This window comes from Streptomyces echinoruber (assembly GCF_014651135.1).
GTDB classification, from domain to species: Bacteria; Actinomycetota; Actinomycetes; order Streptomycetales; family Streptomycetaceae; genus Streptomyces; species Streptomyces echinoruber.
In genome coordinates this window covers 38,635-61,361 of the sequence record NZ_BMWH01000026.1, presented here as the reverse complement: position 1 = coordinate 61,361, position 22,727 = coordinate 38,635, and the positions used below count along the sequence as shown (strand labels likewise).

Annotated in this window: 21 protein-coding genes and 1 pseudogene; 10 read left to right on the top strand and 12 right to left on the bottom strand. The window is 75.2% G+C overall.

Annotation, left to right across the window (positions count from 1 at the left end; genetic code table 11):
* Window positions 1-32: 32 nt before the first annotated feature.
* On the bottom strand, window positions 33-260 hold the full coding sequence (locus IE225_RS25565) for a 4Fe-4S dicluster domain-containing protein (RefSeq protein WP_159538088.1): 228 nt from the start codon (window positions 258-260) through the stop codon (window positions 33-35).
* Between the two features lie 82 nt (window positions 261-342).
* Complete coding sequence (locus IE225_RS25560; protein ID WP_190059965.1) at window positions 343-1,131, bottom strand: GntR family transcriptional regulator; 789 nt, start codon at window positions 1,129-1,131, stop codon at window positions 343-345.
* Window positions 1,132-1,888: 757 nt separating this feature from the next.
* Here IE225_RS25560 and IE225_RS25555 point away from each other — a divergent pair.
* Window positions 1,889-2,764 carry a glutathione S-transferase C-terminal domain-containing protein gene (locus IE225_RS25555; RefSeq protein ID WP_190059964.1) on the top strand — a complete coding sequence of 292 codons (876 nt, stop codon included), beginning with the start codon at window positions 1,889-1,891 and terminating at the stop codon, window positions 2,762-2,764.
* 382 nt (window positions 2,765-3,146) lie between these two features.
* A complete protein-coding gene (locus IE225_RS25550; RefSeq protein ID WP_190059963.1) occupies window positions 3,147-4,046 on the top strand; it encodes an LURP-one-related family protein in 900 nt (299 codons plus the stop codon).
* Between the two features lie 211 nt (window positions 4,047-4,257).
* On the opposite strand, the gene IE225_RS25545 is transcribed toward IE225_RS25550, so the two are convergent.
* A complete protein-coding gene (locus IE225_RS25545; RefSeq protein WP_190059962.1) occupies window positions 4,258-5,250 on the bottom strand; it encodes a DMT family protein in 993 nt (330 codons plus the stop codon).
* Window positions 5,247-6,149 carry a phosphatase PAP2 family protein gene (locus tag IE225_RS25540; RefSeq protein ID WP_190059961.1) on the bottom strand — a complete coding sequence of 301 codons (903 nt, stop codon included), beginning with the start codon at window positions 6,147-6,149 and terminating at the stop codon, window positions 5,247-5,249. Before IE225_RS25540 ends, IE225_RS25545 begins: the two co-directional genes overlap by 4 nt.
* Window positions 6,150-6,373: 224 nt before the next feature.
* Between IE225_RS25540 and IE225_RS25535 the strand changes: the two genes are divergently transcribed.
* On the top strand, window positions 6,374-7,015 hold the full coding sequence (locus tag IE225_RS25535; RefSeq protein WP_190059960.1) for a TetR/AcrR family transcriptional regulator: 642 nt from the start codon (window positions 6,374-6,376) through the stop codon (window positions 7,013-7,015).
* 141 nt (window positions 7,016-7,156) lie between these two features.
* Here IE225_RS25535 and IE225_RS25530 read toward each other — a convergent pair whose 3' ends face one another.
* The gene (locus tag IE225_RS25530; RefSeq protein WP_190059959.1) at window positions 7,157-8,224 is read right to left on the bottom strand and encodes a DUF2510 domain-containing protein; all 1,068 of its coding nucleotides are present in this window, start codon (window positions 8,222-8,224) and stop codon (window positions 7,157-7,159) included.
* A gap of 359 nt (window positions 8,225-8,583) precedes the next feature.
* On the opposite strand from IE225_RS25530, the gene IE225_RS25525 reads away from it, so the two are divergent.
* Entirely contained in the window at window positions 8,584-11,265 is a 2,682-nt protein-coding gene (locus tag IE225_RS25525) for an ATP-binding protein (RefSeq protein WP_190059958.1), read from the top strand.
* A gap of 200 nt (window positions 11,266-11,465) precedes the next feature.
* Here the strand turns inward: IE225_RS25525 and IE225_RS25520 are convergent, their stop codons facing one another.
* From IE225_RS25520 to IE225_RS33480, 3 genes and pseudogenes are all read right to left on the bottom strand, one after another.
* Window positions 11,466-12,257: an SDR family NAD(P)-dependent oxidoreductase gene (locus IE225_RS25520; protein ID WP_190059957.1), complete on the bottom strand. Its 792-nt coding sequence runs from the start codon at window positions 12,255-12,257 to the stop codon at window positions 11,466-11,468.
* A 139-nt stretch (window positions 12,258-12,396) separates the two neighbouring features.
* Window positions 12,397-12,836: pseudogene (pcaC, locus tag IE225_RS25515) on the bottom strand (4-carboxymuconolactone decarboxylase); the annotation flags it as partial.
* A gap of 19 nt (window positions 12,837-12,855) precedes the next feature.
* The gene (locus IE225_RS33480) at window positions 12,856-13,077 is read right to left on the bottom strand and encodes a DUF3048 C-terminal domain-containing protein (protein WP_308432553.1); all 222 of its coding nucleotides are present in this window, start codon (window positions 13,075-13,077) and stop codon (window positions 12,856-12,858) included.
* A 146-nt stretch (window positions 13,078-13,223) separates the two neighbouring features.
* Between IE225_RS33480 and IE225_RS25505 the strand changes: the two genes are divergently transcribed.
* A complete protein-coding gene (locus IE225_RS25505) occupies window positions 13,224-14,414 on the top strand; it encodes a zinc-dependent alcohol dehydrogenase (protein ID WP_190059956.1) in 1,191 nt (396 codons plus the stop codon).
* 243 nt (window positions 14,415-14,657) lie between these two features.
* Window positions 14,658-15,695 carry a LacI family DNA-binding transcriptional regulator gene (locus tag IE225_RS25500; protein ID WP_190059955.1) on the top strand — a complete coding sequence of 346 codons (1,038 nt, stop codon included), beginning with the start codon at window positions 14,658-14,660 and terminating at the stop codon, window positions 15,693-15,695.
* A 116-nt stretch (window positions 15,696-15,811) separates the two neighbouring features.
* Here the strand turns inward: IE225_RS25500 and IE225_RS25495 are convergent, their stop codons facing one another.
* Window positions 15,812-16,600 (bottom strand): VOC family protein, encoded by a 789-nt coding sequence (locus tag IE225_RS25495; protein ID WP_190059954.1) that lies wholly within the window; start codon window positions 16,598-16,600, stop codon window positions 15,812-15,814.
* 235 nt (window positions 16,601-16,835) lie between these two features.
* Here IE225_RS25495 and IE225_RS25490 point away from each other — a divergent pair, with 235 nt between their 5' ends.
* Window positions 16,836-17,081, top strand: a complete 246-nt coding sequence (locus tag IE225_RS25490) for a WhiB family transcriptional regulator (protein ID WP_190059953.1) — start codon at window positions 16,836-16,838, stop codon at window positions 17,079-17,081.
* A 78-nt stretch (window positions 17,082-17,159) separates the two neighbouring features.
* On the opposite strand, the gene ddaH is transcribed toward IE225_RS25490, so the two are convergent.
* Together ddaH and IE225_RS25480 are read right to left on the bottom strand one after the other, a co-directional pair.
* The gene (gene ddaH / locus IE225_RS25485) at window positions 17,160-17,936 is read right to left on the bottom strand and encodes a dimethylargininase (protein ID WP_190059952.1); all 777 of its coding nucleotides are present in this window, start codon (window positions 17,934-17,936) and stop codon (window positions 17,160-17,162) included.
* 232 nt (window positions 17,937-18,168) lie between these two features.
* Window positions 18,169-19,806, bottom strand: coding sequence for an ABC-F family ATP-binding cassette domain-containing protein (locus IE225_RS25480; protein ID WP_190059951.1), 1,638 nt, complete (start codon window positions 19,804-19,806; stop codon window positions 18,169-18,171).
* A 350-nt stretch (window positions 19,807-20,156) separates the two neighbouring features.
* On the opposite strand from IE225_RS25480, the gene IE225_RS25475 reads away from it, so the two are divergent.
* A complete protein-coding gene (locus tag IE225_RS25475) occupies window positions 20,157-20,834 on the top strand; it encodes a GOLPH3/VPS74 family protein (RefSeq protein ID WP_190059950.1) in 678 nt (225 codons plus the stop codon).
* Between the two features lie 173 nt (window positions 20,835-21,007).
* On the opposite strand, the gene ssgD is transcribed toward IE225_RS25475, so the two are convergent.
* Window positions 21,008-21,424, bottom strand: coding sequence for a spore wall synthesis regulator SsgD (ssgD, locus tag IE225_RS25470; RefSeq protein WP_190059949.1), 417 nt, complete (start codon window positions 21,422-21,424; stop codon window positions 21,008-21,010).
* Window positions 21,425-21,650: 226 nt separating this feature from the next.
* Here ssgD and IE225_RS25465 point away from each other — a divergent pair, with 226 nt between their 5' ends.
* Both IE225_RS25465 and mmpA read left to right on the top strand, forming a co-directional pair.
* A complete protein-coding gene (locus IE225_RS25465; protein WP_190059948.1) occupies window positions 21,651-22,373 on the top strand; it encodes an endonuclease V in 723 nt (240 codons plus the stop codon).
* 190 nt (window positions 22,374-22,563) lie between these two features.
* On the top strand, window positions 22,564-22,710 hold the full coding sequence (gene mmpA / locus IE225_RS25460) for a morphogenic membrane protein MmpA (protein WP_190059947.1): 147 nt from the start codon (window positions 22,564-22,566) through the stop codon (window positions 22,708-22,710).
* The last annotated feature ends 17 nt before the right edge of the window (window positions 22,711-22,727 follow it).

Here is a 22,727-nt window from a genome sequence, read left to right as displayed (position 1 = left end):
GTTCGGCCTTTCACCGGAGCAGGTCGAGGGGATCAGCGGAGCAGATAGGGCATGTTGACCGTGACGGCTCCGGTGGGACAGCGGGCCGCGCACGGACCGCAGTACCAGCACTCGTCGACGTGCATGTACGCCTTGCCGCTGCCGGCGTCGATGGCGAGGGAGTCCAGCGGGCACATGTCCACGCAGAGCGTGCAGCCGTCGATGCACTTCGACTCGTCGATGGTCACGGGCACGTCGGCCCGCTGGGGCACCAAAGGCATGGCTTCTCCAGGAATGTCGTGCTGCTGCGGGTCGCGCTGCGGGTCGTGCTGTTGCGGGTCGCGCTGCGGGGAGAGGGCGGTGTCACAGGGAGCGGTGCAGCAGACCGCTCATCGTGATGCGGTCGCCGCGGAAGCGGATGAACTCCAGGTCGACCGGGCGGCCGTCGGCGAGGTGCGTGAGGCGTTCCAGCATCAGCACGGCCGCACCGCGCGGGGCCTGGAGCACGGCGGCGGAATGGGCGTCCGCGTTGACCGCCTCCAGCGTGATGTCGGCGTGTCCCAGGCGGCGGCCGGTGAGGGATTCCAGGAGGCGGAAGACGTCGGTGTTCTCCAGGTCGCAGCCGAGCAGGGCCGTGCCGATGTCCACGGGGATGTAGGTGAGGTCCAGGGACAGGGGAAGACCGTTCAGGCGGCGCAGGCGTTCGATGTAGAGGACGTCGCCGCCGGGCGGGACGCGCAGGCGCTCGGCGACCGGGGCGGGGGCCGGGACCGGGCCCATGGTGCGGACCTCGTTGGTGACGCTGCCGTGTTCGTGCAGGGTCTCCGCGAGCCCCATCAGACGGTCGAGCCCGTGGGGGTACTTCTCGGCGACGACCACCGTGCCGACTCCAGGGAGGCGTTCTACGAGGCCCTCGGCGCGCAGGAGGTCCAGGGCCTGACGGACGGTGTTGCGCGAGGCCCGGTAGTCGGCGGCAAGGGTCGACTCGTGCGGGAGGGTGCCGGCCGGGAAGCCCCCGGTGAGGAGCTGGTGGCGCAGGAGGTCGGCGAGCTGGCGTGCCCGGTCCGCGCGCAGCCGACGCCGCGTGCGCTGGGCGGCGACGGTGGGCGCGCCCTGGCCGGCGTGGTCTCGGATGCGGTCGGTGGGCGGCATGTTCGGAACCATACTGATCCGGTAGGGATAGTGGTGTTGCCGAAGTGTTGCGCCACCTGACGCATCGTTCGACACGTCGTTGACCTGGGCTTTCGACGGGCGGAAGGGAAGATCTGCCAGGAGCGCGGGCACCGCGTGGGAAGACCCGCACCCGTCCGTCCGCCGCGCCGGCCGGGCGCGCGGCCGGCGCCCCGAGGGGCCGGCCCCGCGCGAGGACTTGCCCGCTGTTTCTCCGGTACGGCACGGCGCGTGGTCCGGTACGGCGCGTGGCTCGGCTCGGTGTGTGGCCCGGCACGGCGCGTACTCCTTGCCGGCCGGCGCCGCCGTCGAGGTGGTCCGCGCGCTGCCCGCCGCCCGCGAGACCGGCCGCGCGGCCCGACCGCACCGGCCGGCCCGCGCCTCTCTCACGTGGTGAGACGTCCCGGCGCGGTGGGTGCGGGCCTCTTGACCCGGCTCGGTCGCGGCCTGACACTCCCTTACGGGAAGCCTAGTGAATTGGTAGGGAAGCATGGACGGTGCTGCGCCGGACCTCGGCAGTGACGCCGTCCGTGTCGCGGTCCGGCCGCTGCCCCTGCTGACGTCCCGCCGCCACATCGACCTCGTCCGCGTGTGCAGTGCGGCAAGTTCTCCGTACGGCGGTGGCCCCGCCCCCACCCGCGCCTGACCCTTCCGCGCAACCACCGCGTTCCGGCCGCGCCGAAGCCGTCGCGCGCCGTCGCCGCCGTATGCCCGTGACCGAGCACTCCGAGGGAGACGTATGCCCGCCTCATCCCCGACCGCCGTGCCGTCCTTCCGGAGCAGGATCGGCTGTGACGCGCGCAGCGGTTACTACGCCGTGCCGCACCGCTACCGGCTCCACCTCTCGCCGTCCTGCCCGCACTGTCTGCAGATCGCCGTCACGCACAGCCTGCTCGGCCTCGACGACACCCTCCCGGTGATCCCGCTGCCCAGCGTGCCCGACACCCCGGACGGCGGGTACCTCGCGCTGCGCCCGCTGTACGAGGCCGGTGCGCACCAGCATCCCGGCCCCGCAGCGGCGCCGGTCCTCAGCGACGACTGGACCGGCACGATCGTCAGCAACCACACCCCCGACATCCTGCGGGACCTCGCCCGGCAGTTCGGCGGCCACGGCCCCGATCTCCACCCGCGCGGCGCCGAGGAGGCGATCGAGGCCGTCGGCCGCCTCTGCGAGCAGGGCATCACCGCAACCGCCCAGCGTGCCGGCGAGCCCGGTGGCGACTCGGCCGCACGTGACACCGCCCTGGCCGCCCTCCTGCGCGTGCTGGACGTGCTGGAGCGGCGGCTCGGTTCCCGGGAGCATGTGCTGGGCGGCGAACTCACCCTCGCCGATGTGCAGGTGTGGGTAACGCTGGTGCAGTTGGACACGGTGCACCGCCACCACCTGGACGCCGCCGCCGTGCACCGCATCACCGACCATCCCCGTCTGTGGGCCTACGCACGGCGTTTGACGGGGCATCCCGCCTTCGGTTCCCACCTCGACCTGGACGGCATCGCCCGCAGGCACCACGCCCACTGCCGGGGCGAGGAGGCGGCCGGCGCGGCGGTGCAGATCGTGGACTGGGCGGCGCACGCACGACATGAGGCGGCGGAGCCGGCGCGGCAGTCCGGCTGACCGGGAAAGCCGGAGGCGGGCGCCCAACTTCCGGCGGTTTCACGCGGCTGCGCCCCTGCCTCCACCCTCCGTCCCGCACTGCCGCACAGTGTCCCGCCCGTGGGATGACGGACACCGACACCGCCGGCCCCCTCGACGAGCGGTTCCGGTTCCCCGCGGACCGGGGGAGACGCACCGCGGTGCCACCGGCCGCATCGCCGTGATCGGCGGCGGCGTCCCCGGGCCGGCCTATGCCTGCGAACCGGTCCGCCGAGGAGTGGGGGTGACGGTGTGTGAGCGGGCGGGCGTGAGCGATCCGGCGGCCGCGACCGCGTGAACGCGCGGTGGGCACCGGCGCGCGGGGGCCGGCCGCAACGCGGCGGGCGCAGGGTAGTGTGCCCCGGTGACCACGCATTCGAACACTCCTGCAGGCTGGTACCCGGACCCGTACGGCGCGCCGCGGACGCTCCGTTACTGGGACGGCGCGCAGTGGACCCAGCACACCGGGCCCGACCAGCAGGCGGCCGGCCAGGCGCCGGCCGCCACGGCCCAGGCGGTCCAGCCGGCACAGCCGGCCCCGCAGGCTCCTCCGGCTCCGCAGACACCTCCGGTGCCGCAGCTGCCGCAGCAGGCCGGCCCGGACTCGCGCGTGCAGCGGCAGGTGCGGCAGCAGGCCGGAATCGCCCCGGGCGGCCCCGGCGGCGGCACCCTGTTCACCGAGCCGGTGCTGGTGGTGAACCAGAAGGCCAAGCTGATCGAGCTGACCAACGAGTACTCGGTCATGGACCAGAACGGCCGGCAGCTCGGCTCGGTGGTCCAGGTCGGGCAGAGCGCGCTGAAGAAGATCCTGCGCTTCGTCTCCAGCCTCGACCAGTACATGACCCACAAGCTGGAGATCCGCGACGCCCACGGGCAGCCGGTGCTGCTGCTGACCCGGCCGCGGAAGATCTTCAAGTCGCGGGTGGTCGTGGAGCGGCCGGACGGGCAGCCGGTCGGCGAGATCGTCCAGCAGAACGTCTTCGGCAAGATCAACTTCGCGATGAACGCCGGCGGGCAGCAGGTCGGCGCGATCAAGGCGGAGAACTGGCGGGCGTGGAACTTCGCGATCGTCGACCACGCCGACAACGAGGTCGCCCGGATCACCAAGACCTGGGAGGGCCTGGCCAAGACCCTGTTCACCACCGCCGACAACTACGTCCTGCAGATCCACTACCAGCTTCCCGAGCCCCTGCTGAGCCTGGTCGTGGCGACGGCCCTGACGGTGGACACGGCGCTGAAGCAGGACGCCCGCGGACTGGGCTGAGGGCTTTTCCGGAGGTTTCCGGAGCCTTCGTGGGCTTTCGGGGGCTTTCAGGGCTTTTTGGGAGCGGGCCGGGTCTTGGGAGGGCGGGTCGGGGCTCCGGAGGGTGGGCCGCGGCGTTCCTCCGACGGCCCGTCCCGATGTCCGTCCCGATGTCCGACCCGATGTCCGGCCCGGTGGGCGGACGCGTCCGGCCGGTGCGTCCGCCCACCGGTCACAGCGGAGTGAGCCGCCCCGGCTCCGCCTGCCGGGGCACCAGGGCCGGTTCCGGCGCCGCGGGCGCGGTACGCAGGGCCAGTACCGCCGCCACCGGATGGGTCCCGTCGTCCGGGCCGTCCAGGCTGCCCGGGCTCTGCGAACGCCCCGGACCGTCCGGGCCGTCCGGACCGCCGGGGGCGGTGCGGGTGAGCAGGACGACACCCCAGGACGCCAGCGCGCCGCCCGCCAGCGCCAGCAGCACGCCGGCCGCGCCGCCGCGCAGGCCCTGGCCCAGCAGGGCCAGGCCGATCACCGCGGCGGCCACCGGGTTGGCCAGCGTCACCACCGCCAGCGGCGCGCCGAGGCCGTCCCGGTAGGCGGTCTGCGACAGCAGCAGGCCGCCGGTGGCGAAGGCGGCGACGAGGAGCGCCACGACGACCGCCTCCGCGCTCGGCAGCGTGCCCGAGCGGTCGGTCGCGGCCACCGCCACCGTCTGGGTGAGGGCGGAGGCTATTCCGGAGGCCACGCCGGAGGCGGCCGCGTGCCGCAGCCCCGGCCGGGCGCCCGGCCACGCCAGCCCGCCGACCAGCGCGGCGGTGGCCCCGGCGACGAGCAGCGCCTCCGGCAGGCTCAGCACCCGCTGCGGGGCCGGACCCGACGCCGCGGCCAGCAGCACCGCCAGCCCGGCCAGGGTGAGGGCGGTGCCCCGCCACTCGGCGCCGCCGACCCGCCGCCCGGCGGCCCGCGCGCCCAGCGGCACGGCCGCGACCAGCGTCAGGGCGCCGAGCGGCTGGACGACGGTGAGCGGGCCGTACGCCAGGGCCACCACGTGCAGCAGGGCCGCGCCGGCGTTCAGGGCGACCGCCCACCACCAGGCGCCGCGGGCCAGCAGCCGCAGCACGCCCGCCCCGGGGCTGCGGGCGGCGAGCCGCTCCTGGGCGACGGCCGCGGCGGCGTACGCCACCGCCGAGAGCACCGACAGCAGCACGGCGACGAGAGCGGCGCTCATCGGCCCGCCCCCACCAACGCGTCGTCCCCGGCCGGCGCGGACCGCCGCGCGCCGCGTCCGGCCGTCGCCGTGCCCCGTACCGGCGTCGGCCGGGGCATCACGGCCAGCGCCGGCCCGAGCAGGGCGGCCGCGACGACGGCGTCCAGCCAGTAGTGGTTGGCCGTGCCCACGATCACCAGCAGCGTCAGCAGCGGGTGCAGCAGCCACAGCCACCGCCACCGCGACCGGGTGGCCGCCACCAGGGCGATCGCCACCATCAGCGCCCACCCGAAGTGCAGCGAGGGCATCGCCGCGAACTGGTTGGACAGGTGGTCGGTGCGCGGCGGGCCGTACACCGAGGGCCCGTACACGCGGCCGGTGTCCACCAGGTGGGCCGCGGCCAGCATGCGCGGCGGGGCCAGCGGAAACGCCAGGTGCAGCACGAGCGCGGCCCCGGTGACCGCGGCCAGCACCCGGCGCACCCGGACGTAGTGCGCGGGGCGTCGCAGGTACAGCCAGACCAGCAGGGCGGCGGTGGCCGGGAAGTGGACGGTGGCGTAGTAGACGTTGGCGGCGTGCACGAGGACGTCGGTGTGCAGCAGCGGGGACTGCACCGTGCCCTCGCCGGGCAGGTGGAGGGCGCGTTCCAGGTGCCACACCCGGTGGGCGTTGCGGAACGCCTCGCCGGTGTGGTCCGCGACCAGTTGGCGGCCGAGCTTGTAGACGAGGAACAGCCCCGCGACGAGCAGCAGTTCGCGGAGCAAGGGAGGCCGCGCGGCCTCGCGGACCAGGGGCGGCCGCGCGGCCGCGGCGCGTGCCCCGATCGAGGCGCGTGCCCTGGTCGCGGCGTGCGTCCCGGCCGAGGCTTGTGGCTCCGCGGGTCCGGTGGGCCTTCCCGCGGGCTCGGTTCGCGCCTTCATCCCCCGGTCCCTTCGCCGACGTGTGGGTGTGGTGCTGGTGTGCCGCCAGGTGAGACCCCGGCGGCCACCGGAAGTCATCGATACGCTCGCGTACCGGTACGCCAGTGTACCGATACGCTCCCGTACCGGTACACTGGCGTACCGACAGCGTGGGTCACACTGGAGAAGGGCACCCGGGCGTGCCGGACCACCCCTGCGGCCGCCCCCGGACAAGGAGACGAACGATGACGTCGCAGGCCGCGGACCGACCGGACACGGTCGGCGCCTCGCGCCGCTCCAAGATCACGCCCGAGCGTGAGCAGGAGTTCTTCGACGCCGTCCTCGAGCAGATCCGCGAGGGCGGCTACGACGCCGTCACCATGGAGGGCATCGCGGCCAGCACCCGGTGCAGCAAGTCCACGCTCTACCGGCAGTGGCGCACCAAGCCGCAGTTCGTCGCCGCGGCGCTGCGCGCCCGCCGCCGGGCGCGCGTGGCCGGCATCGACACCGGCTCGCTCGCCGAGGACCTGCGGCAGGCCGCCCGCGCGGTGGGGGAGTGGTCCAACAAGGACACCCGGCTGCACCAGGCCCTCGCGCACGCCGTGACGCAGGACCGGGAACTCGCCTGCGCGGTGCGCGAGGCGATCGTCGAACCGGAGCTGGAGGCGCTGCGGGAGATCCTGCGCCGCGGGGTCGAGCGCGGCGAGGTCCCCGCCGGACATCCCGCGCTGGAGTACGTGCCCGCACAGCTCCTCGGGGTGCTGCGGGTGCGGCCGGTGCTGGAGGGGACGTACGCCGACCCGGACTACATGGTCCGATTCGTGGAGGCCGCCGTGCTGCCGGCGCTCGGCCTGGCCCGAGGACCCAGGCCGCCGTCCAGGGGATGACGGGACGGTGACCTGTCCGCGCCGCACCGTGGGGACGGGGGCGGCGCGCACCCCGGCCGGGTGGGGCTCTGCTGGAGCGGAGGGGCGCCCTACCCGGCCGGCCCGCGGTCCGGCGCGTGGTCCGAGCCGCGGGCCGGCGCGTCAGACGTCCTGCCCGCTGCCCGGGCCGGACGCCGCCCTGATGCCCTCGGTGATGTCGTCGATGAGCGACTGCCTCTGATCGGCGTCGACGCCGAAGCGGACCACGACCAGCTGCCGGGTCTCGGCCGGCGAGGGGAACACCAGCGACTCGACGTAACCGTCGGCGCCCTTGTCGGTGATCGCCTTCCAGCGGACCAGGTAACCCTTCTGCCCGGCCACCGTCACCGGCTTCGAGGCCAGCACCCGGTGCGAGGTGATGCCGCCGTAGGTGTCGCCGCCGTAGGACTCCTTCGCGTTCGCCGCGATGTCCGCCTTGGCGACCTCCTCCGGCGTGCTTCCCTTGGTGCCCAGCGCGAGCGCGGGGGCCGAGTAGGCGCCGCCCTTGGAGCAGGACTTGGAGGTGTCGCCGGGGCACTTGTAGGTGGCGTCGGAGGAGACCTGCGCGCCCACCTGGAGCCGCTGTCCGTACCAGCCGTCGGGTATGGGAAGGCTGATCCCGTCGATCGGGTCGGTGACCGAGCCGCTGCGGATCTTCGGGGCGTCGGACGGGCCGGGCGTCGGCGAGGCGCCGCCGTGGCCGCCGCCGGACTCGCCGCCGGATCCTCCCGGGCCGCCGCGCTGCCCCCCGAACGGCCCGCCCTGGCCCTGCCGGGACCCGGCCCGGGCGGTGCCGCCGTCGTCCCGGGCCAGCGCCCACACGCCCACGCCGACACTGGCCAGCACGGCCACCGCCGCCGTGACGGCGACGCCCGTGCGCAGGCCCGTGCGCGACGCCGCGGCCGGCGGCTGCGCCGGGTACGCCGGATACGCCGGATACGCCGGGTACGGCGGGTGGACCGGGTACGCCCCCGCGGCCGGCGGCACGGCCCCGCCGCCCGTCGGCACCGTGCCCCCCGCGGGCGGCGGGGGCCCCGCCGGCGGCTGCGGCGGCGGGGCCCACACGTCGGCCGAACCGGCGGGACGGGTCCGCTCCGTCCAGGCCCTGCCGTCCCACCAGCGCTCGGTGGCGGGACCGTCACTTGTCTGCCCGGGGTCGGGGTACCAGCCGGGAGGAGTCACCTGCGTCATGCCCCCACCGTATGAGCCCTCTGTGAAAGCCGGATGAGAGGGCCCGGCCACCACGGTTGCCGACGGCCGTCGCGTCCACCGCCGGGCCGGGATGCCACCGCCCCGGCCGCCCGCGGCCCCGAACCCGCCGCGCCCCCGCCGCCGCCCCCCCCCGCGCCACCCTCCCAAGTACGCCGCCGGAACGCGCCGTTGACTCCGCCGGGGCTTGGCGGCACTGGTCGTGGCACCGGAGCGTCGTGCGGACGCGCCCCCCTGTCACCCGTGACGGCAACGGGTGGCCGGAGCGGGCGCCACGGGGGCGGACGGGCGGCTAGGCTCGACGTCTGTACGTCGTTCGGGCGACTCGGGGAGGTAGCGGGATGACGGAGGCACGGCCGGCCGCGGCCGGCCCGGCTTCCCTGTGGGAGCGCGACGAGGAGCTCGCCGCTCTGGCGGAGGCGGTCGACACCCTGTGCGCGGACCGCTCCTCCCCGGGAGGCCTGCTGGTGTTCAGCGGCGAGTCGGGCGTCGGCAAGACCGCGCTGCTGACCGAGGCCCGCCGCATCGCCGAGGCCCGCGGCTGCACGGTGTGGTCGGCCCGCGGCGGCGAGACCCTGAAGTCCGTGCCGTTCAACGTCTTACGGCAGCTGCTGCAGCCCGCGCTCCTCACCCTGCTGCCCGAGGAGGCCCGCGAGTACCTCGGCGGCTGGTACGACATCGCCGGCCCCGCCCTCGGCCTGGCGGAGCCCGGCGAGCGGCAGGCCGACCCGCGGCACGTGTGCGACGGACTGGTCGCCGCGGTGCGCCGGCTGGCCCGCCGCGAGTGGCCGCTGGTGCTGCTGGTGGACGACGCCCACTGGGCCGACCAGGAGACACTGCGCTGGCTGGCCGCGTTCGCCGAACGCCTGGAGGACCTGTCCGTCCTCGTCGTCATAGCCCGCCGGCCCGGTGAGGAGGGCGGGGACGGCGCCCGGCTGCTGGACGCCGTGGCCGCCGCGGCCCGCCCGGTCGGCACCCTCAGCGCGCTCACCCCAAAGGCCACCGCCGGCCTGACCCGCGCCACGCTGGGCGCCCACGCGGACGACCCGTTCTGCCGCGAGGTGTGGGCCGTCACCGCCGGCAACCCCTACGACACCGTCGAACTCCTCGCCAAGGTCCGCGACAGCGAGCTCGAACCCGTCGAGGCGCACGCCGGCGAGCTGCGCGCGCTGAACCGGGCGGCCCGCGGCGGCGGCCTCGTCGCCCGCCTGGAGGAGCTCGGCATGGACGCCACCCGCTTCGCGTGGGCCGCCGCCATCCTCGGCGCCGACATCACCGTCGACCTCGTCGCGCAGCTCGCCACCATGGACCGGGACCGCGCCGTGCGCTGCGCCGGACTGCTGCGCCGCGCCCGCATCCTCACCGACCCCGACCCCGCCGAGGCCCCGCGCGCGGACGGCGAGCTGGAGTTCGTGCACCCGCTCATCGCCACCGCCGTCTACAACTCCATCCCCGACGCGCTGCGCCGCGCCATGCACGGCATCGCCGCCCAGCTCGTCACCGACTCCGGGCGCGGCGCGGCCGCCGCCTCCCGGCACCTGCTGGAGGTGTATCCGGACGACGACCAGGAGCTGGTCGACCAGTTGCGCGAGGCCGCCCGTGAACACCTCGCCGTCGGCGCGCCCGACGCCGCCCGCCGCTGCCTGGAACGCGCCCTGGAGGAGCCGCCCCGGCCCGAGGTGCACGCCCGCGTCCTGTACGAACTCGGCTGCGCCACGCTGCTGACCGCGCCCGCCACCACCATCGGCCACCTGCGCACCGCGCTGAGCATGCCCGGACTGGACGGCGACACCCGCGTGGACGCCGTGTGGCGCCTGTCGCAGGCCCTGCTCCACAACAACCAGCTGGAGGAGGCCGTCCGCACCGTCGAGGCGGAGGCCGCGCGCCTGGAACCGGGCCCGGCGCGGATGCGACTGCAGGCCGTGCGCTTCATGTGGGAGGGCATCCACGCCGGCGAGGACCCGTCCCTGGGCCGCTCCCGGCGGCTCGCCGAACTCGCCCGGCACTGCACCGGCCGCGACAACGCCGAACGGGCGCTGCTGATCCTGCGCGCCTTCGACGCCCTGTGCCGCGGCGAGAACGCCGAGGAAGTCGTCGAACTGTGCGACCGCGCCCTCGTCAACGGCCGGCTCGCGCCCGGCCTCGGCTGGACCGACACCGAGTGGGGCGTCGAACTGCCGCTGATGCTGGCCAGCTCCTACGCCTGCACCGACCGGCTGGACCGCGCCGAGAGCCTGCTCAACGAGGCCGTGCGCGTCTACGAGAAGGCCGGCTGGAGCGGCGGCCACCTCGCCCTGGCCCACGCCTACCTCGGCCTCGGGCACCGCCGGCGCGGCCGGCTGAAGGAGGCCGAGGCCGCGCTGCGCACCTCGCTGCGGCTGGCAGAGAGAGTCGGGCGCGGACTGCCCCTGTACTGGTCCGCCACCTGCAACCTCGTCGACACGCTGCTGGCCCGCGGCCATGTCGAGGAGGCCTGGTCGGTGGCCGAGCAGTACGGGTTCGCACCGCCGTACCCGGCCACCATCGTGCTGCCCGACATCCGCTCGGTGCGCGGCCGGCTGCTGCTCGCCGTGGGCCGCACCGAGGAAGGCGTCAACGAACTGGAGGCGGCCGAGAAGGCGGCCGCGGCGCGCGGCGGCCACAACCCGGTCCTCGCCCCGTGGGCGGTCGACCTCGCCCGCGCGCTGGCCGCCGTGGACCCGGCCCGCGCCGCCCGGCTCGCCACCGAGGCGCGCCGGACGGCCGAGCGCTTCGGCACCGACACGGCCATCGGCGAGGCCCTGCGCTGCGCCGCCGCGCTGGAGACCGGCCGCCGTGCCGTCCGGCTCGCCGAGCAGGCCGTCGCCTACCTGGAGGCCTCGCCCTGCCAGTACGAGCACGCCGCCGCCCGCGTCGAGTACGGCATCGCCGCCCGCTCCGCCCCCGAACTGCGCCGCGCCCTCGACCTCGCCCGCGCCTGCGGCGCGGACGGCCTGGTGGCCCGCGCGCAGCAGGCCCTGGCGGCGGAGGGCGGACCGCGCTAGGCGGGACGGCGCCGCCGCGACGGCGCCCGGGGGCCTTCCGCGCGTTTCCCGTGCCGCCGGCCGGCCCTTCCCGCGCGTTTCCCGTGCTGCCGGTCGGCCCTTCCCGCGCGTTTCCCGTGCTGCCGGTCGGTCCTTCCGTGCGTCTCCCGCGCCACCGGTCGGCCCGGTGCGGGCCTGTCGTGCCGTCGGCGGCCTCCCGCTCAGCCGCCCAGCAGCCGCTCCGTCACCTCGGCGAGCCGCCGGCGCACCTCGGGGTCGTACGCCGCCTCGTGGGCCCGGGCCGGGCGGGTGCCGTCGAAGTAGCGGCCGGTTCCGCGGTCCTCGGTGGCCAGGGCCAGGACGCCGGGGGCGCCGTCGGCGACGGTGTTCCAGGGCGTGACGCCGGCCTCGCGGACCATGGCGGTGTCCATGTAGGCCGCGGGGTGCAGGACGTTGACCGAGACGCCGATGCCGACGAGTTCCCCGGCGAGGGTGAAGGTGTGGGCGGCGAGGGCGAACTTGCTGCGGCAGTACGCCGACACGCCGCGGTAGCCGCGGGTCAGTTCGACGTCGTCGAAGTCGACGGGCTCCTGCCCGGCCGATCCGACGTTGACGACGCGCGCCGGGGTGTGGGCGCGCAGCACCGGCAGCAGCGCGCGGGTGAGTGCCACCGGCGCCAGGTAGTTGACGGCCAGGCGCAGTTCGTGCCCGTCGGCGCTCTCCTCACGCCCGGAGCCGGGGCCGCCGGCGCCGATGCCCGCGTTGTTGACGAGCACGTCGAGCCCGGGGTGGGCCTCGGCGACCTGCTCGCCGAGCCGGCGCACCTGGGCCGGCTCGGCGAGGTCGGCGGTGAAGCCGTGCGCCGTGCCGTGGGTGCGCAGTTCGGCGACGAGGTGCTCGACACGGCCGGCGTCGCGGCCGTGCGCGAGGACGACGTGCCCGGAGCGGACCAGCTCGAAGGCGACGTACCGGCCGAGGCCGGAGGTGGCGCCGGTGATCAGGACGGTGGACATGTCCTCACCGTAGGCCCGCGCCCCGCCCGGTGGGTGATCCTGCCGGAACCACGACCGGCGGGATCACCCTCACCCGTCCTCACCCGTCCTCACCCGTTCTCATCCGTTCTCCTCCATCCTCATCCGTCCTCGTCCGTCTTCACCCGTCCGTCTCCCCGTCGGATTCCTCGGATTCCTCGGATTCCTCGGATTCCTCGGGTTCCTCGCCGAGCACCCGCTGCGCCACCGCGAACGCGGAGTTGGCCGCGGGCACCCCGCAGTACACGGCGATCTGCAGCAGCACCGCGCCGATCTCCCGGGGCGTCAGCCCGTTGCGCCGGGCCGCCCGCACGTGCAGCGCGAGCTCGTCGTGGTGGCCGTGCGCCACCAGCGCCGTCAGGGTGATCATGCTGCGCTCGCGGCGGGAGAGCGTCGGGTCGGTCCAGATCTCGCCCCACGCGTAGCGGGAGATGAAGTCCTGGAAGCGGGCGGTGAACGGGGTCTGCCGGGCCTGCGCCCCCTCCACGTGCGCGTCGCCCAACACCTCCCGCCGGACCGCGCCATGCCCCGGCGCGTGCCCCCGTCCAGGTGCGCCCGCAGGTCGTGTCCCGGCCGCGGCTCAGGCCGGTGCGAGCATCACCCAGATCTGGCCACGGGCGAAGGTCAACGGCGAACCGTCCGGTGACATGAACCGCGTACCCTGCGCCGCCGTGGTGCGTTGCCACACGGCGTCGAAGGCGCGCCCGTCGCGCAGCACCACCGCCCTGCCCGATCCCACGGACGGCGTGTACGGGCTGTGGTTGTCCAGCGCGTCGTGATACCGGGAGCGGCGCACCTCCACGTACTGGACCCTCCACGTACTGGACGACGACGGTCGCGGGCGCGAGCCGGCCGCCGGTTCGCCGGACGCCGGCCGGGTACCCGGGCCGCATCCCGAGAAGCAGGACGGACCGCGCACGGTCCCGGGCTACGGAGGGAGTGGCACGGATGAAGGCAGTGACCTGGCAGGGCAAGCGGGACGTACGCGTGGAGGACGTGCCGGATCCGAGGATCGAGCAGCCGACGGACGCCGTCATCCGCGTCACCACGGCCGGCCTGTGCGGCTCCGACCTGCACCTGTACGAGGTGCTCACCCCCTTCATGACCCCCGGCGACATCCTCGGCCACGAGCCGATCGGCGTCGTCGAGGAGGTCGGCCCCGAGGTGCCGGACCTGAAGCCCGGCGACCGCGTCGTCGTGCCGTTCCAGATCGCCTGTGGCCACTGCTTCATGTGCGGCAACGGCCTGCCGACCCAGTGTGAGACCACGCAGGTCACCAGCGAGGGCATGGGCGCCGCGCTGTTCGGCTACACCCGCCTGTACGGCCAGGTGCCCGGCGCGCAGGCCGAGTACCTGCGCGTCCCGCACGCCGACTACGGCCCGATCAAGGTGCCCGAGGGCCCGGCGGACGACCGGTTCGTCTACCTCTCCGACGTGCTGCCCACCGCGTGGCAGGCGGTCGCCTACGCCGACGTGCCGCAGGGCGGCAGCGTCGCCGTGCTCGGTCTCGGCCCCATCGGCGACATGGCGTGCCGGATCGCCCGGGCGCGCGGCGCCGAGCGGGTGTTCGGCGTGGACCTGGTCCCGGAGCGGCTGCGCCGGGCCCGGGAGCGGGGCGTGGAGACGTACGACCTGAGGAGCTTCGACCACGAGAAGGAGCTGGTGGCCGCGATCCGCGACCAGACCGACGGCCGCGGCCCCGACGCCGTGATCGACGCGGTCGGCACCGAGGCGCACGGCAGCGCCGCCGCCCGCCTCGCCCAGCAGGCGGCGTCCCTGCTGCCGCGGGCCGTCGGCGCTCCGCTGGCCGAACGGTTCAGCGTCGACCGGCTCGCCGCTCTGCACACCGCGATCGACCTGGTGCGCCGCGGCGGCACCCTCTCGCTCTCCGGCGTCTACGGCGGCATGGCCGACCCGATGCCGATGCTCACGCTGTTCGACAAGCAGATCCAGCTCCGCATGGGCCAGGCCAACGTCCGCCGCTGGACCGGGGAGATCCTGCCCTACCTGACGGACGAGGACCCGCTCGGCGTCGACGACTTCGCCACCCACCGGCTGCCGCTGGCGGAGGCGCCGCACGCGTACGAGATGTTCCAGCGCAAGCAGGACGGCGCGGTGAAGGTGCTGCTCAAGCCCTGAGCCGGGAGCCCGGCTGCGCGGGAGGTCCGGCTGCGCGGGAGGAGCGGCGGCGCGGGAGGTCCGGCGGCACGGGACCCGGGTGCCCTGTCGCCCCGCCGAACGTCCGGCGGGGCGACAGGGCACCGAGGAAGCCGGGGGCGTCCCGGACGGACGGAGAAGGCCCCGTGATCGGATGAGAGCGCTCTCTACCGGTCGTCGCGGCCGGGCTATGCTGATCCACAGCCGCCGGGGAGGAGAGCGGAAGTGACCGAGACAGCGTCGCGACCCACGCTGGAGGCCGTGGCTGCCCGGGCGGGCGTCTCCCGGGCCACCGTGTCCCGCGTCGTCAACGGTGGGGAGGGCGTCCGCGAACCGCTCGCCGAGCGGGTCCGGCGCGCCGTCGCGGAGCTCGGTTACGTGCCCAACCAGGCCGCCCGCAGCCTGGTGACGAAACGGCACGACGCCGTGGCCGTCGTCGTCGCGGAACCGGAGAGCCGCGTCTTCGCCGACCCCTTCTTCGCGCTGCAGCTGCGCGGCATCAGCAAGGAGCTGACGGCCCACGACACGCAGCTGGTGCTGCTGCTCACCGAGGGCCGCGAGGACCACGCCCGGGTCGGCCGCTACCTCGCCGGCGGGCACGTCGACGGCGCGCTCGTCTTCTCACTGCACTTCGACGACCCGCTGCCCGGCCTGATCCAGCGGGCCGGCATGCCGGTCGTCTTCGGCGGACGGCCCGGCTGGAGCGACGGCACCGACGAGGTGGTGTACGTCGACAGCGACAACCGGGGCGGCGCCCGCCGGGCCGTGCGGCACCTCGTCGGCCTCGGCCGCGGTCGCGTCGGGCACATCACCGGCGCCCTCGACCAGACCTCCGCGGTGGACCGGCTGGAGGGCTACCGGGACGTCCTGCCCGACGCCGACCCCGCTCTGGTCGCCGAGGGCGACTTCACCCCGGCCGGCGGGGAGCGCGCGATGCGCGAACTCCTCGACCGCTGCCCCGGCCTGGACGCCGTCTTCGCCGCCAACGACCTCACCGCCTCCGGCGCCCTGCGCGTGCTGCGCGAGCGCGGGCTGCGGGTGCCGGACGACATCGCCGTGGTCGGCTTCGACGACATGCTCCCGCTCGCCGAGCAGACCGACCCGCCGCTGACCACCGTCCGCCAGGACATCGAGGAGATGGGCCGCCTCATGGCCCGCCTCCTCCTCGACCGCCTGGACCGCCGCCCGGCGGACGGCACGGCGGCGGACCCGCCGTCCGGCGTGGTGCTGCCGACGACGCTGGTACGGCGCGCGTCCGCCTGAACCCGTACCGGCCCGGGGCCTGGACCTGTACCGGCTCGGGTCCTGAACCTGTACCGGCCCGGGTACGGGCCCGGCCGCCGACCGGTCCCGCGCCGCGCCGCCGTCTCAGGTCTGCCTCAGGTCTGCGGCGGGACGCTCCTGATCACCGCGAAGCGGGCGCCGTAGGGGTCGGTGAGGCGGGCGATGCGGCCGACGCCCTCGACGTCCGTGGCGGGCACCCGGACGGTGCCGCCGTACTCCTGGGCCCTGGCCACGGCCTCGTCGGTGTCCGGCACCTCGAAGTACGGCAGCCAGTACGGGGCGGACTCCCGCGCGGGGTCGTCGGAGAGCGGCACGACCCCGCCGAACATGGCTTCCTCGCCGCCCTCGGCGGGGTTGACGCAGGTGTAGGTGCCGCCCGGGAAGGGCGCCGCGGAGGTCTCCCAGCCGAGCACGGAGTGGTAGAACGCGGCGGCCGCGGCGATGTCCGGGGTGTAGAGCTCCACCCAGCACAGCGAGCCGGTCTCGTTCGCGATCTGCAGGCCGCGGGTCCGCCCCGGCTGCCAGATCCCGAACGGCGCGCCCGCCCGGTCGGCGAGGAGGGCCACCCGGCCCCGGTCCATCACGTCCACGGGCTGTGTCAGGACACGGCCGTGCGCCTCCTCGGCGGCCTTGGCGGTGGCCTCGGCGTCCGCGCTCTGGAAGTACACCGTCCAGGAGGGCGGCCCCTGCTCCGGCGCCGTCGGCATGCCGCCCGCGGCGGTCTTGCCGTCCCGCTGGAAGAAGCCGTAGCCTCCGGTCTCCGGCCCGCCCGACTGGAACCGCCAGCCGAAGAGCGCGCCGTAGAACGCGGTGGCGCCCTCGATGTCCGGGGTGCCCAGGTCGACCCAGTTGGGGGAGCCGTTGACGAAACGGGTGGTGAGCATCGTCGCCCTCCTTCGGATGAGGTCCGTCGCCCGCACTGCTGGCTACGACCGAGTCTTCCACCGAGCACTGACAACGGCCCTCGGAGCACCGGCCGCCCGGAGCACCGGCACCCGACGCACGCCTCGGCGCACCGCCTCCTGCGACGCGCCCGCGCACCACGCCCCCCGCCCCGCCCGCCGGCCCCGTTGATCCCGCGTTCAGCGAACGTTTTTCGCTCTCCGGCAGGCTCACGGCATGCGGTACGAGACGATCACGCCCGCCGACGCGGGCTGGCGGCAGCGGGCGCTGTGCGCCCAGACCGGCGCGGACTTCTTCTTCCCGGAGCCGGGCAGTTCGGTCCGGGACGCCAAGCGGATCTGCGGCATGTGCGAGACGCGCGCCGCCTGCCTGGAGTACGCCCTGACCCACGACGAACGCTTCGGCGTGTGGGGCGGCCTGTCGGAGAAGGAGCGGCAGCGGCTCCGCCGTACGACGCACTGACCGCACCCGGCCGCACGTGCCCGGCCGCACGTGCCCGCGTCCGGCCCTCCGGCCGCCCGGCGGTCCGGCGGCCGCGCCTTACGCGTACAGCTCCCGCAGCCGCACCGACAGGCACGTCACGCAGCCCTCCAGCTTCTCGAACTCGCCGATGTCGACGACGACCGGCTCGAAACCGAGCCCCGCGAGCAGGTCGGCGGTCTTCGGCGCGCTGGCCGCCATCAGCAGCTTGTCGCCGCCGAGCAGCACCACGTGGCCGCCGGACTCCTCCGGGACCGGCAGGAAGCGCGGGAACAGCGACGGCGTGTCGACCTTCGGGATGTGCCCGACGACGGTGCCGTCGGGCAGCGCGGTCACCGCCGACTTCAGGTGCAGCACCTTGCTGACGGGCACCGCCACCACCCGGGCGCCGAGCGGTTCGAAGGCGGCCCGCAGCTGCTGCACGCCGGCCGCGTTGGTGCGTCCGCCCCGGCCGACGTAGACCGTGTCGCCGATCTTCAGGACGTCGCCGCCGTCCAGCGTGCCCGGCTCCCAGATCCAGTTGACCGAGCAGCCCAGGCGGGCCACCGCCTCCTCCACCCCGGCGGTCTCCGGGCGCCGGGACTCGGCGCCGGGCCGGGTGATCAGCGCCACGTTCCGGTATATCACCACCGTGTCCTCGACGAACACGGCGTCGGGGCAGTCGTCGGCCGGCTCGACCTCGATGGTCTCCCAGCCGTGGGCGCGCAGCGTCGCCACGTACGCCTCCCACTGCTCCAGCGCCCGTTCCACGTCGACCGGCTCCCGTTCGACGTGCGTCACCAGACCTTCGGCGAGGCGCGGACCGGGGCGGCGGACGAGGGCCTTCTTGCTGGGCACGAGAGGGACTCCGTATCGGACGGGACGTGACCGGGCCCGCCGGTGCCCGCGGGCCCGGACCGGCCGGGACCCGCCGGGACTCGCCGGGCACCGGCCGGCGTCATGCGGTTGTCATGCGGTTCCATTCTGGGCGACGGCGCCACGGGCCACGGGACCGCCCCACCGGAGGCTGCCCCACCGGAGGTCGTCCTACCGGAGTTGTCCCATCGGGGGTCGCCCTACCGAAGTCGTCCTACCGGAGGTCCCCCACCACCTCCTCCCGCGTCGTCTCCCGCAGCTCCCCGTCCGCCAGCAGCAGCCACCGCGTGATGCCCGCCGACTGGAGGAACGGCAGGTCGTGACTGGCGACGATCAGGGCGCCCTCGTAGGACTCCAGGGCCGTGGTGAGCTGCCGCACGCTCGCCATGTCCAGGTTGTTGGTCGGCTCGTCCAGCATCAGCAGCTGCGGGGCCGGCTCCGCCAGCATCAGGGCCGCCAGGGCGGCCCGGAAGCGCTCGCCGCCGGAGAGCGTGTCCGCCCTCTGGTCGGCGCGCGCACCCCGGAACAGGAAGCGGGCCAGCCGCGCGCGGATCCGGTTGCCGGTGGCGTCGGGCGCGAAGCGGGCCACGTTCTCGGCGACGGTGAGGTCGCCGTCGAGTACGTCCAGGCGCTGCGGCAGGAACCGCAGCGGCACGTGCGCGTGTGCCTCGCCCGCGACCGGCGCGAGCTGTCCGGCGATGGTGCGCAGCAGCGTCGTCTTGCCCGCGCCGTTGCGCCCGACCAGCGCGATCCGTTCCGGGCCGCGCACGTCCAGGTTCCCGGCCGTGCCCGCGCCGTAGGCCAGGCGGACCTCCCGCAGGGTGAGCACGGTACGGCCGGGCGGCACGGCCGTGTGCGGCAGGTCGACACGGATCTCGTCGTCGTCGCGTACGGCCTCCACCGCCTCCTCGAGCCGCTCCCTGGCCTCGGCGAGCCGCTCCTCGTGCAGGATGCGGTGCTTGCCCGCGGACTCCTGCGCGGCGCGCTTGCGCGCCCCCATGACGATCTTCGGTTCGCGCTTGTTGTCCCACATCTTCTGCCCGTACCGCTTGCGGCGGGCCAGTTTGACCTGGGCGTCGAGCAGTTCGCGCCGCTGCCGGCGCACATCGGCCCCGGCGGCGCGCACCATCCGCTCGGCCGCCTCCTGCTCGGCGGCGAGCTGCTCCTCGTACGCGGCGAAGTTTCCGCCGTAGAACGTGATCTCCCCGCCGCGCAGGTCGGCGATCCGGTCGACGCGGTCGAGGAGCTCGCGGTCGTGGCTGACCACGACCAGTACGCCGGTCCACGCGGAGACGGCGTCGTACAGCCGCCGGCGCGCGTACAGGTCGAGGTTGTTGGTGGGCTCGTCCAGCAGCAGCACGTCCGGCCGGCGCAGCAGCAGCGCGGCCAGGCGCAGCAGCACCGACTCGCCGCCGGACAGCTCGCCGACGGTGCGGTCCAGGCCGACGTGGCCGAGGCCGAGTTCGCCGAGGGTGGCGAGCGCGCGTTCCTCCACGTCCCAGTCGTCGCCGAGGGTCTCGAAGTGCTCGACGGTGGCCTCGCCCGCCTCGATGGCGTGCAGCGCGGCCCGCCGCTCGGCGATGCCGAGGGCCTCGTCGACGCGCAGCGCCGTGTCGAGCGTGACGTTCTGCGGGAGGTGACCGGTCTCGCCGGTCACGCGCACGGTCCCGCCGGACGGGGTCAGCTCCCCGGCGAGCAGTTTCAGCAGGGTCGACTTCCCCGAGCCGTTGACGCCGACGAGCCCGGTGCGGCCGGGGCCGAAGACCACGTCGAGACCGTCGAAGACGGGCGTGCCGTCGGGCCAGGCGAAGGACAGGGCGGTGCAGGTGAGGGAAACGGGCAGGGGTGACATGGGCGCCTCGCGGGTGCTCGGTGCGGTCAGGGGCGGCTGCGTGTCGAGACACCGCGGGGGCGGCGGCCGCCGTGTGAGCCGGGAGCACCGGGGCAGAAGAGGGGCTGAGGCAGGAGAGGAGAAGAACCCGCCGGGCAGAGCCCCGCCGCGAAGGACGGCTCGTACGCCGAGGTCGCACGCCGCGCACACCGCACCGGTGCGCCGGGTGTCTCACGACCTCAGCGGAGCAACGTCCTTCTCCCCTCGACGGCAACAGGACCGCTGTGAACCGTACGAGGGAACCCAGGAGCAGTCAACGCATTAACCGTGAGCCGCCCGCTCACGCGGACCCCGCCCCCGAAGGAGGCCCCGTGCCCGACGGCCCGCTCTCGCTGCCGGCCCGGCTCTACCTGCTGGCCTGGGACACCGCCCGGTGCAGGATCACCGGCGCCGCCCACCTGCACCACCTGGTCCGGGCCGGTGCCCTGACCGAACTCGCCCAGCGGGGCCTGCTCGTCGACGACGACGGCATCGCCACGCCCGTCGGCCTCGACGCCGCCACCGGCGACCCCGTGCTCGACGGGCTGCTGGAGCTGATCCACGAGTCCCGGCCGCGCCGCTGGAAGACCTGGGTGACCCTGCGCGCCCGTTACACCCTGGACGCGGTACGGGAGCAGCTCACGGCGACGGGCCACCTGCGGGCGCGCAGGAAGCGGGTTCTCGGGGTGTTCCCGTCGGTCGACCACGACCTGGCGCGCGTCGCCGTCGTGGACGCGCTGCGTGAGGACGCCCGCCGGATCCTCCTCGGGCCCCTCCCCGTGGCCGAGGTCTCCGACCGGGACGCGGCCCTCGTCGCCCTGGCGGCCGCCGCCGAGCTGCGCACCGTGGTGCCGGCCCGCGACCGGCGCCGGTACCGGGACCGCATAGAGGATCTGACCGAGCGCAGCGGCGCCGCGGCACCCGCCCTGCGCAGGGTCGTGCGGGAGGTGCGCACGGCGATGATCGCCTCCGCGGCGGCGACGGCGTCGTCCGCGGCGGCCACCGGGTGACGGGGGCGCCCGGGAGGGAGCAGCTGGAGAGCGCTCGGGAGGGAGCAGCCGGGGGTGCCCGGGAGAGGACGTCCGAGGGTGCCCGGAAAGGAGCGCCCGGGGGAGTGACGGGAGCGCCGGCGAGGCGGGTGGCGGGAGGGAGCAGGCCGGCCGCGTGCCGCTGGTACCTGGTACTAGTACGCGTCGCGCATCAGTTCCGCCAAATCCTGGTCCAGATCGAGCTGCAGGTGCTCCAGGCCGACGGGCACCAGCGCGTCGGCCGCCCGCAGGAACCGGCGGATCTCACCGGAACGGACGTGCACGACGGCGGTGCCCTCGGGGGCGTGGAACTCCAGGACGGTGCGGTCATAGCCGTACGGCCGCACGCGCACGTCGCCGTGACCCTCCGGTCCCTCCAGGCCCGCGGCGAGCAGCTCGCGGGCGAAGGTCCAGCAGACCTCGACGCCCTCCAGGGTGGCGGCGGCGGGGAAGGTCATGCGGACGGCGAACGGATCGCGCCGGTCGTAGCGCAACGTGGCCGGAATGCTCGCCATCCGCGGCGCGGCGGCGACGAGCCTGGCCTCTACGGGCTGCTCGATGACGGTGGACAACGCCTTGCTCCCTCGTGACGGCTGGACGGACTCCGGGCGGATGGGTCCGGCACTGGAAGAGACGCCGGAACGCGCCCATCCGTGCGCACCACGGGCGAGTGACCTCGGTCACCGCCTTCATGCACGAGAATGTGCCGCGCCCGCGCCGCGCCCGTGCCGTGACGCCCCTCCCGCCCCGCCCCGGCCCGGACACGGCCCGCCGAAGGCGCGTACCCTCGTCCTCGCCATGACGACCACCACGACGACCGCGGACGTGCCCGAGGGCTGGCCCGCGACCGAGGCGGAGGCCCGCGCCGTCCAGGACGAGCTGCGCGCCCGCGTGATCCTCGACGAGCCCGGCCCGCCGCCCGGCACCGGCCGCGTCACCGGCGTCGACGTCGCCTACGACGACGACCGGGACGTCGTCGTGGCCGCGGCCGTCGTCCTGGACGCGGCCACGCTGGAGGTCGTCGCCGAGGCCACCGCCGTCGGGCGGATCTGCTTCCCGTACGTGCCGGGCCTGCTCGCCTTCCGGGAGGTCCCCGCCGTCCTCGCGGCGCTCGGCGCGCTGCCCTGCCCGCCCGGCGTCGTGGTCTGCGACGGCTACGGCCTGGCCCACCCGCGCCGCTTCGGCCTCGCCAGCCACCTCGGTGTCCTCACCGGCCTGCCCACGATCGGCGTGGCCAAGAACCCCTTCACGTTCACCTACGCCGACCCGGCCGCCCCGCGCGGCAGCTCCGCTGCGCTGCTGGCCGGCAGCGAGGAGGTCGGCCGGGCCCTGCGCACCCGCGACGGCGTCAAGCCGGTGTTCGTCTCCGTCGGCCACCGCGTGACCCTGGACAACGCCTGCGCCCACACCCTCGCCCTCACCCCGCGCTACCGCCTGCCGGAGACGACCCGCAGAGCGGACGCCCTGTGCCGCCGGGCGCTTCGGGAGGCGACGGCCCGTCAGGAGCCGACCTCCCGGTAGGACGGCCCGTCAGGAACCGACCTCCCGGTAGGACGGCCCGTCAGGAACCGACCTCCCGGCAGGCGCGGCCGCGCGACCCGACCCTGCGCCGAGCGCCGCTTCCGGGTGAGTACGCCGTCCGGGTACCTGAGGGGTACCTGAGTACCCGTACGGATACGGCCGCCCGGCGCCGCCCGGCAGGGTGGGCCGCATGACGACTCACCGTGCATCCGAGCCCGCCGCCCACCCCGCCCGGTCCGTCGAGCGGGCCGTGACGGGCGCCCTCGTCCTCGCCGTGGCGGCGGGGCTCGCCTGGATCTGCGGGATGGTCTACACGCTGCTGGACTGGTCGCTGTAGCCGCGGCCGGTCACTCC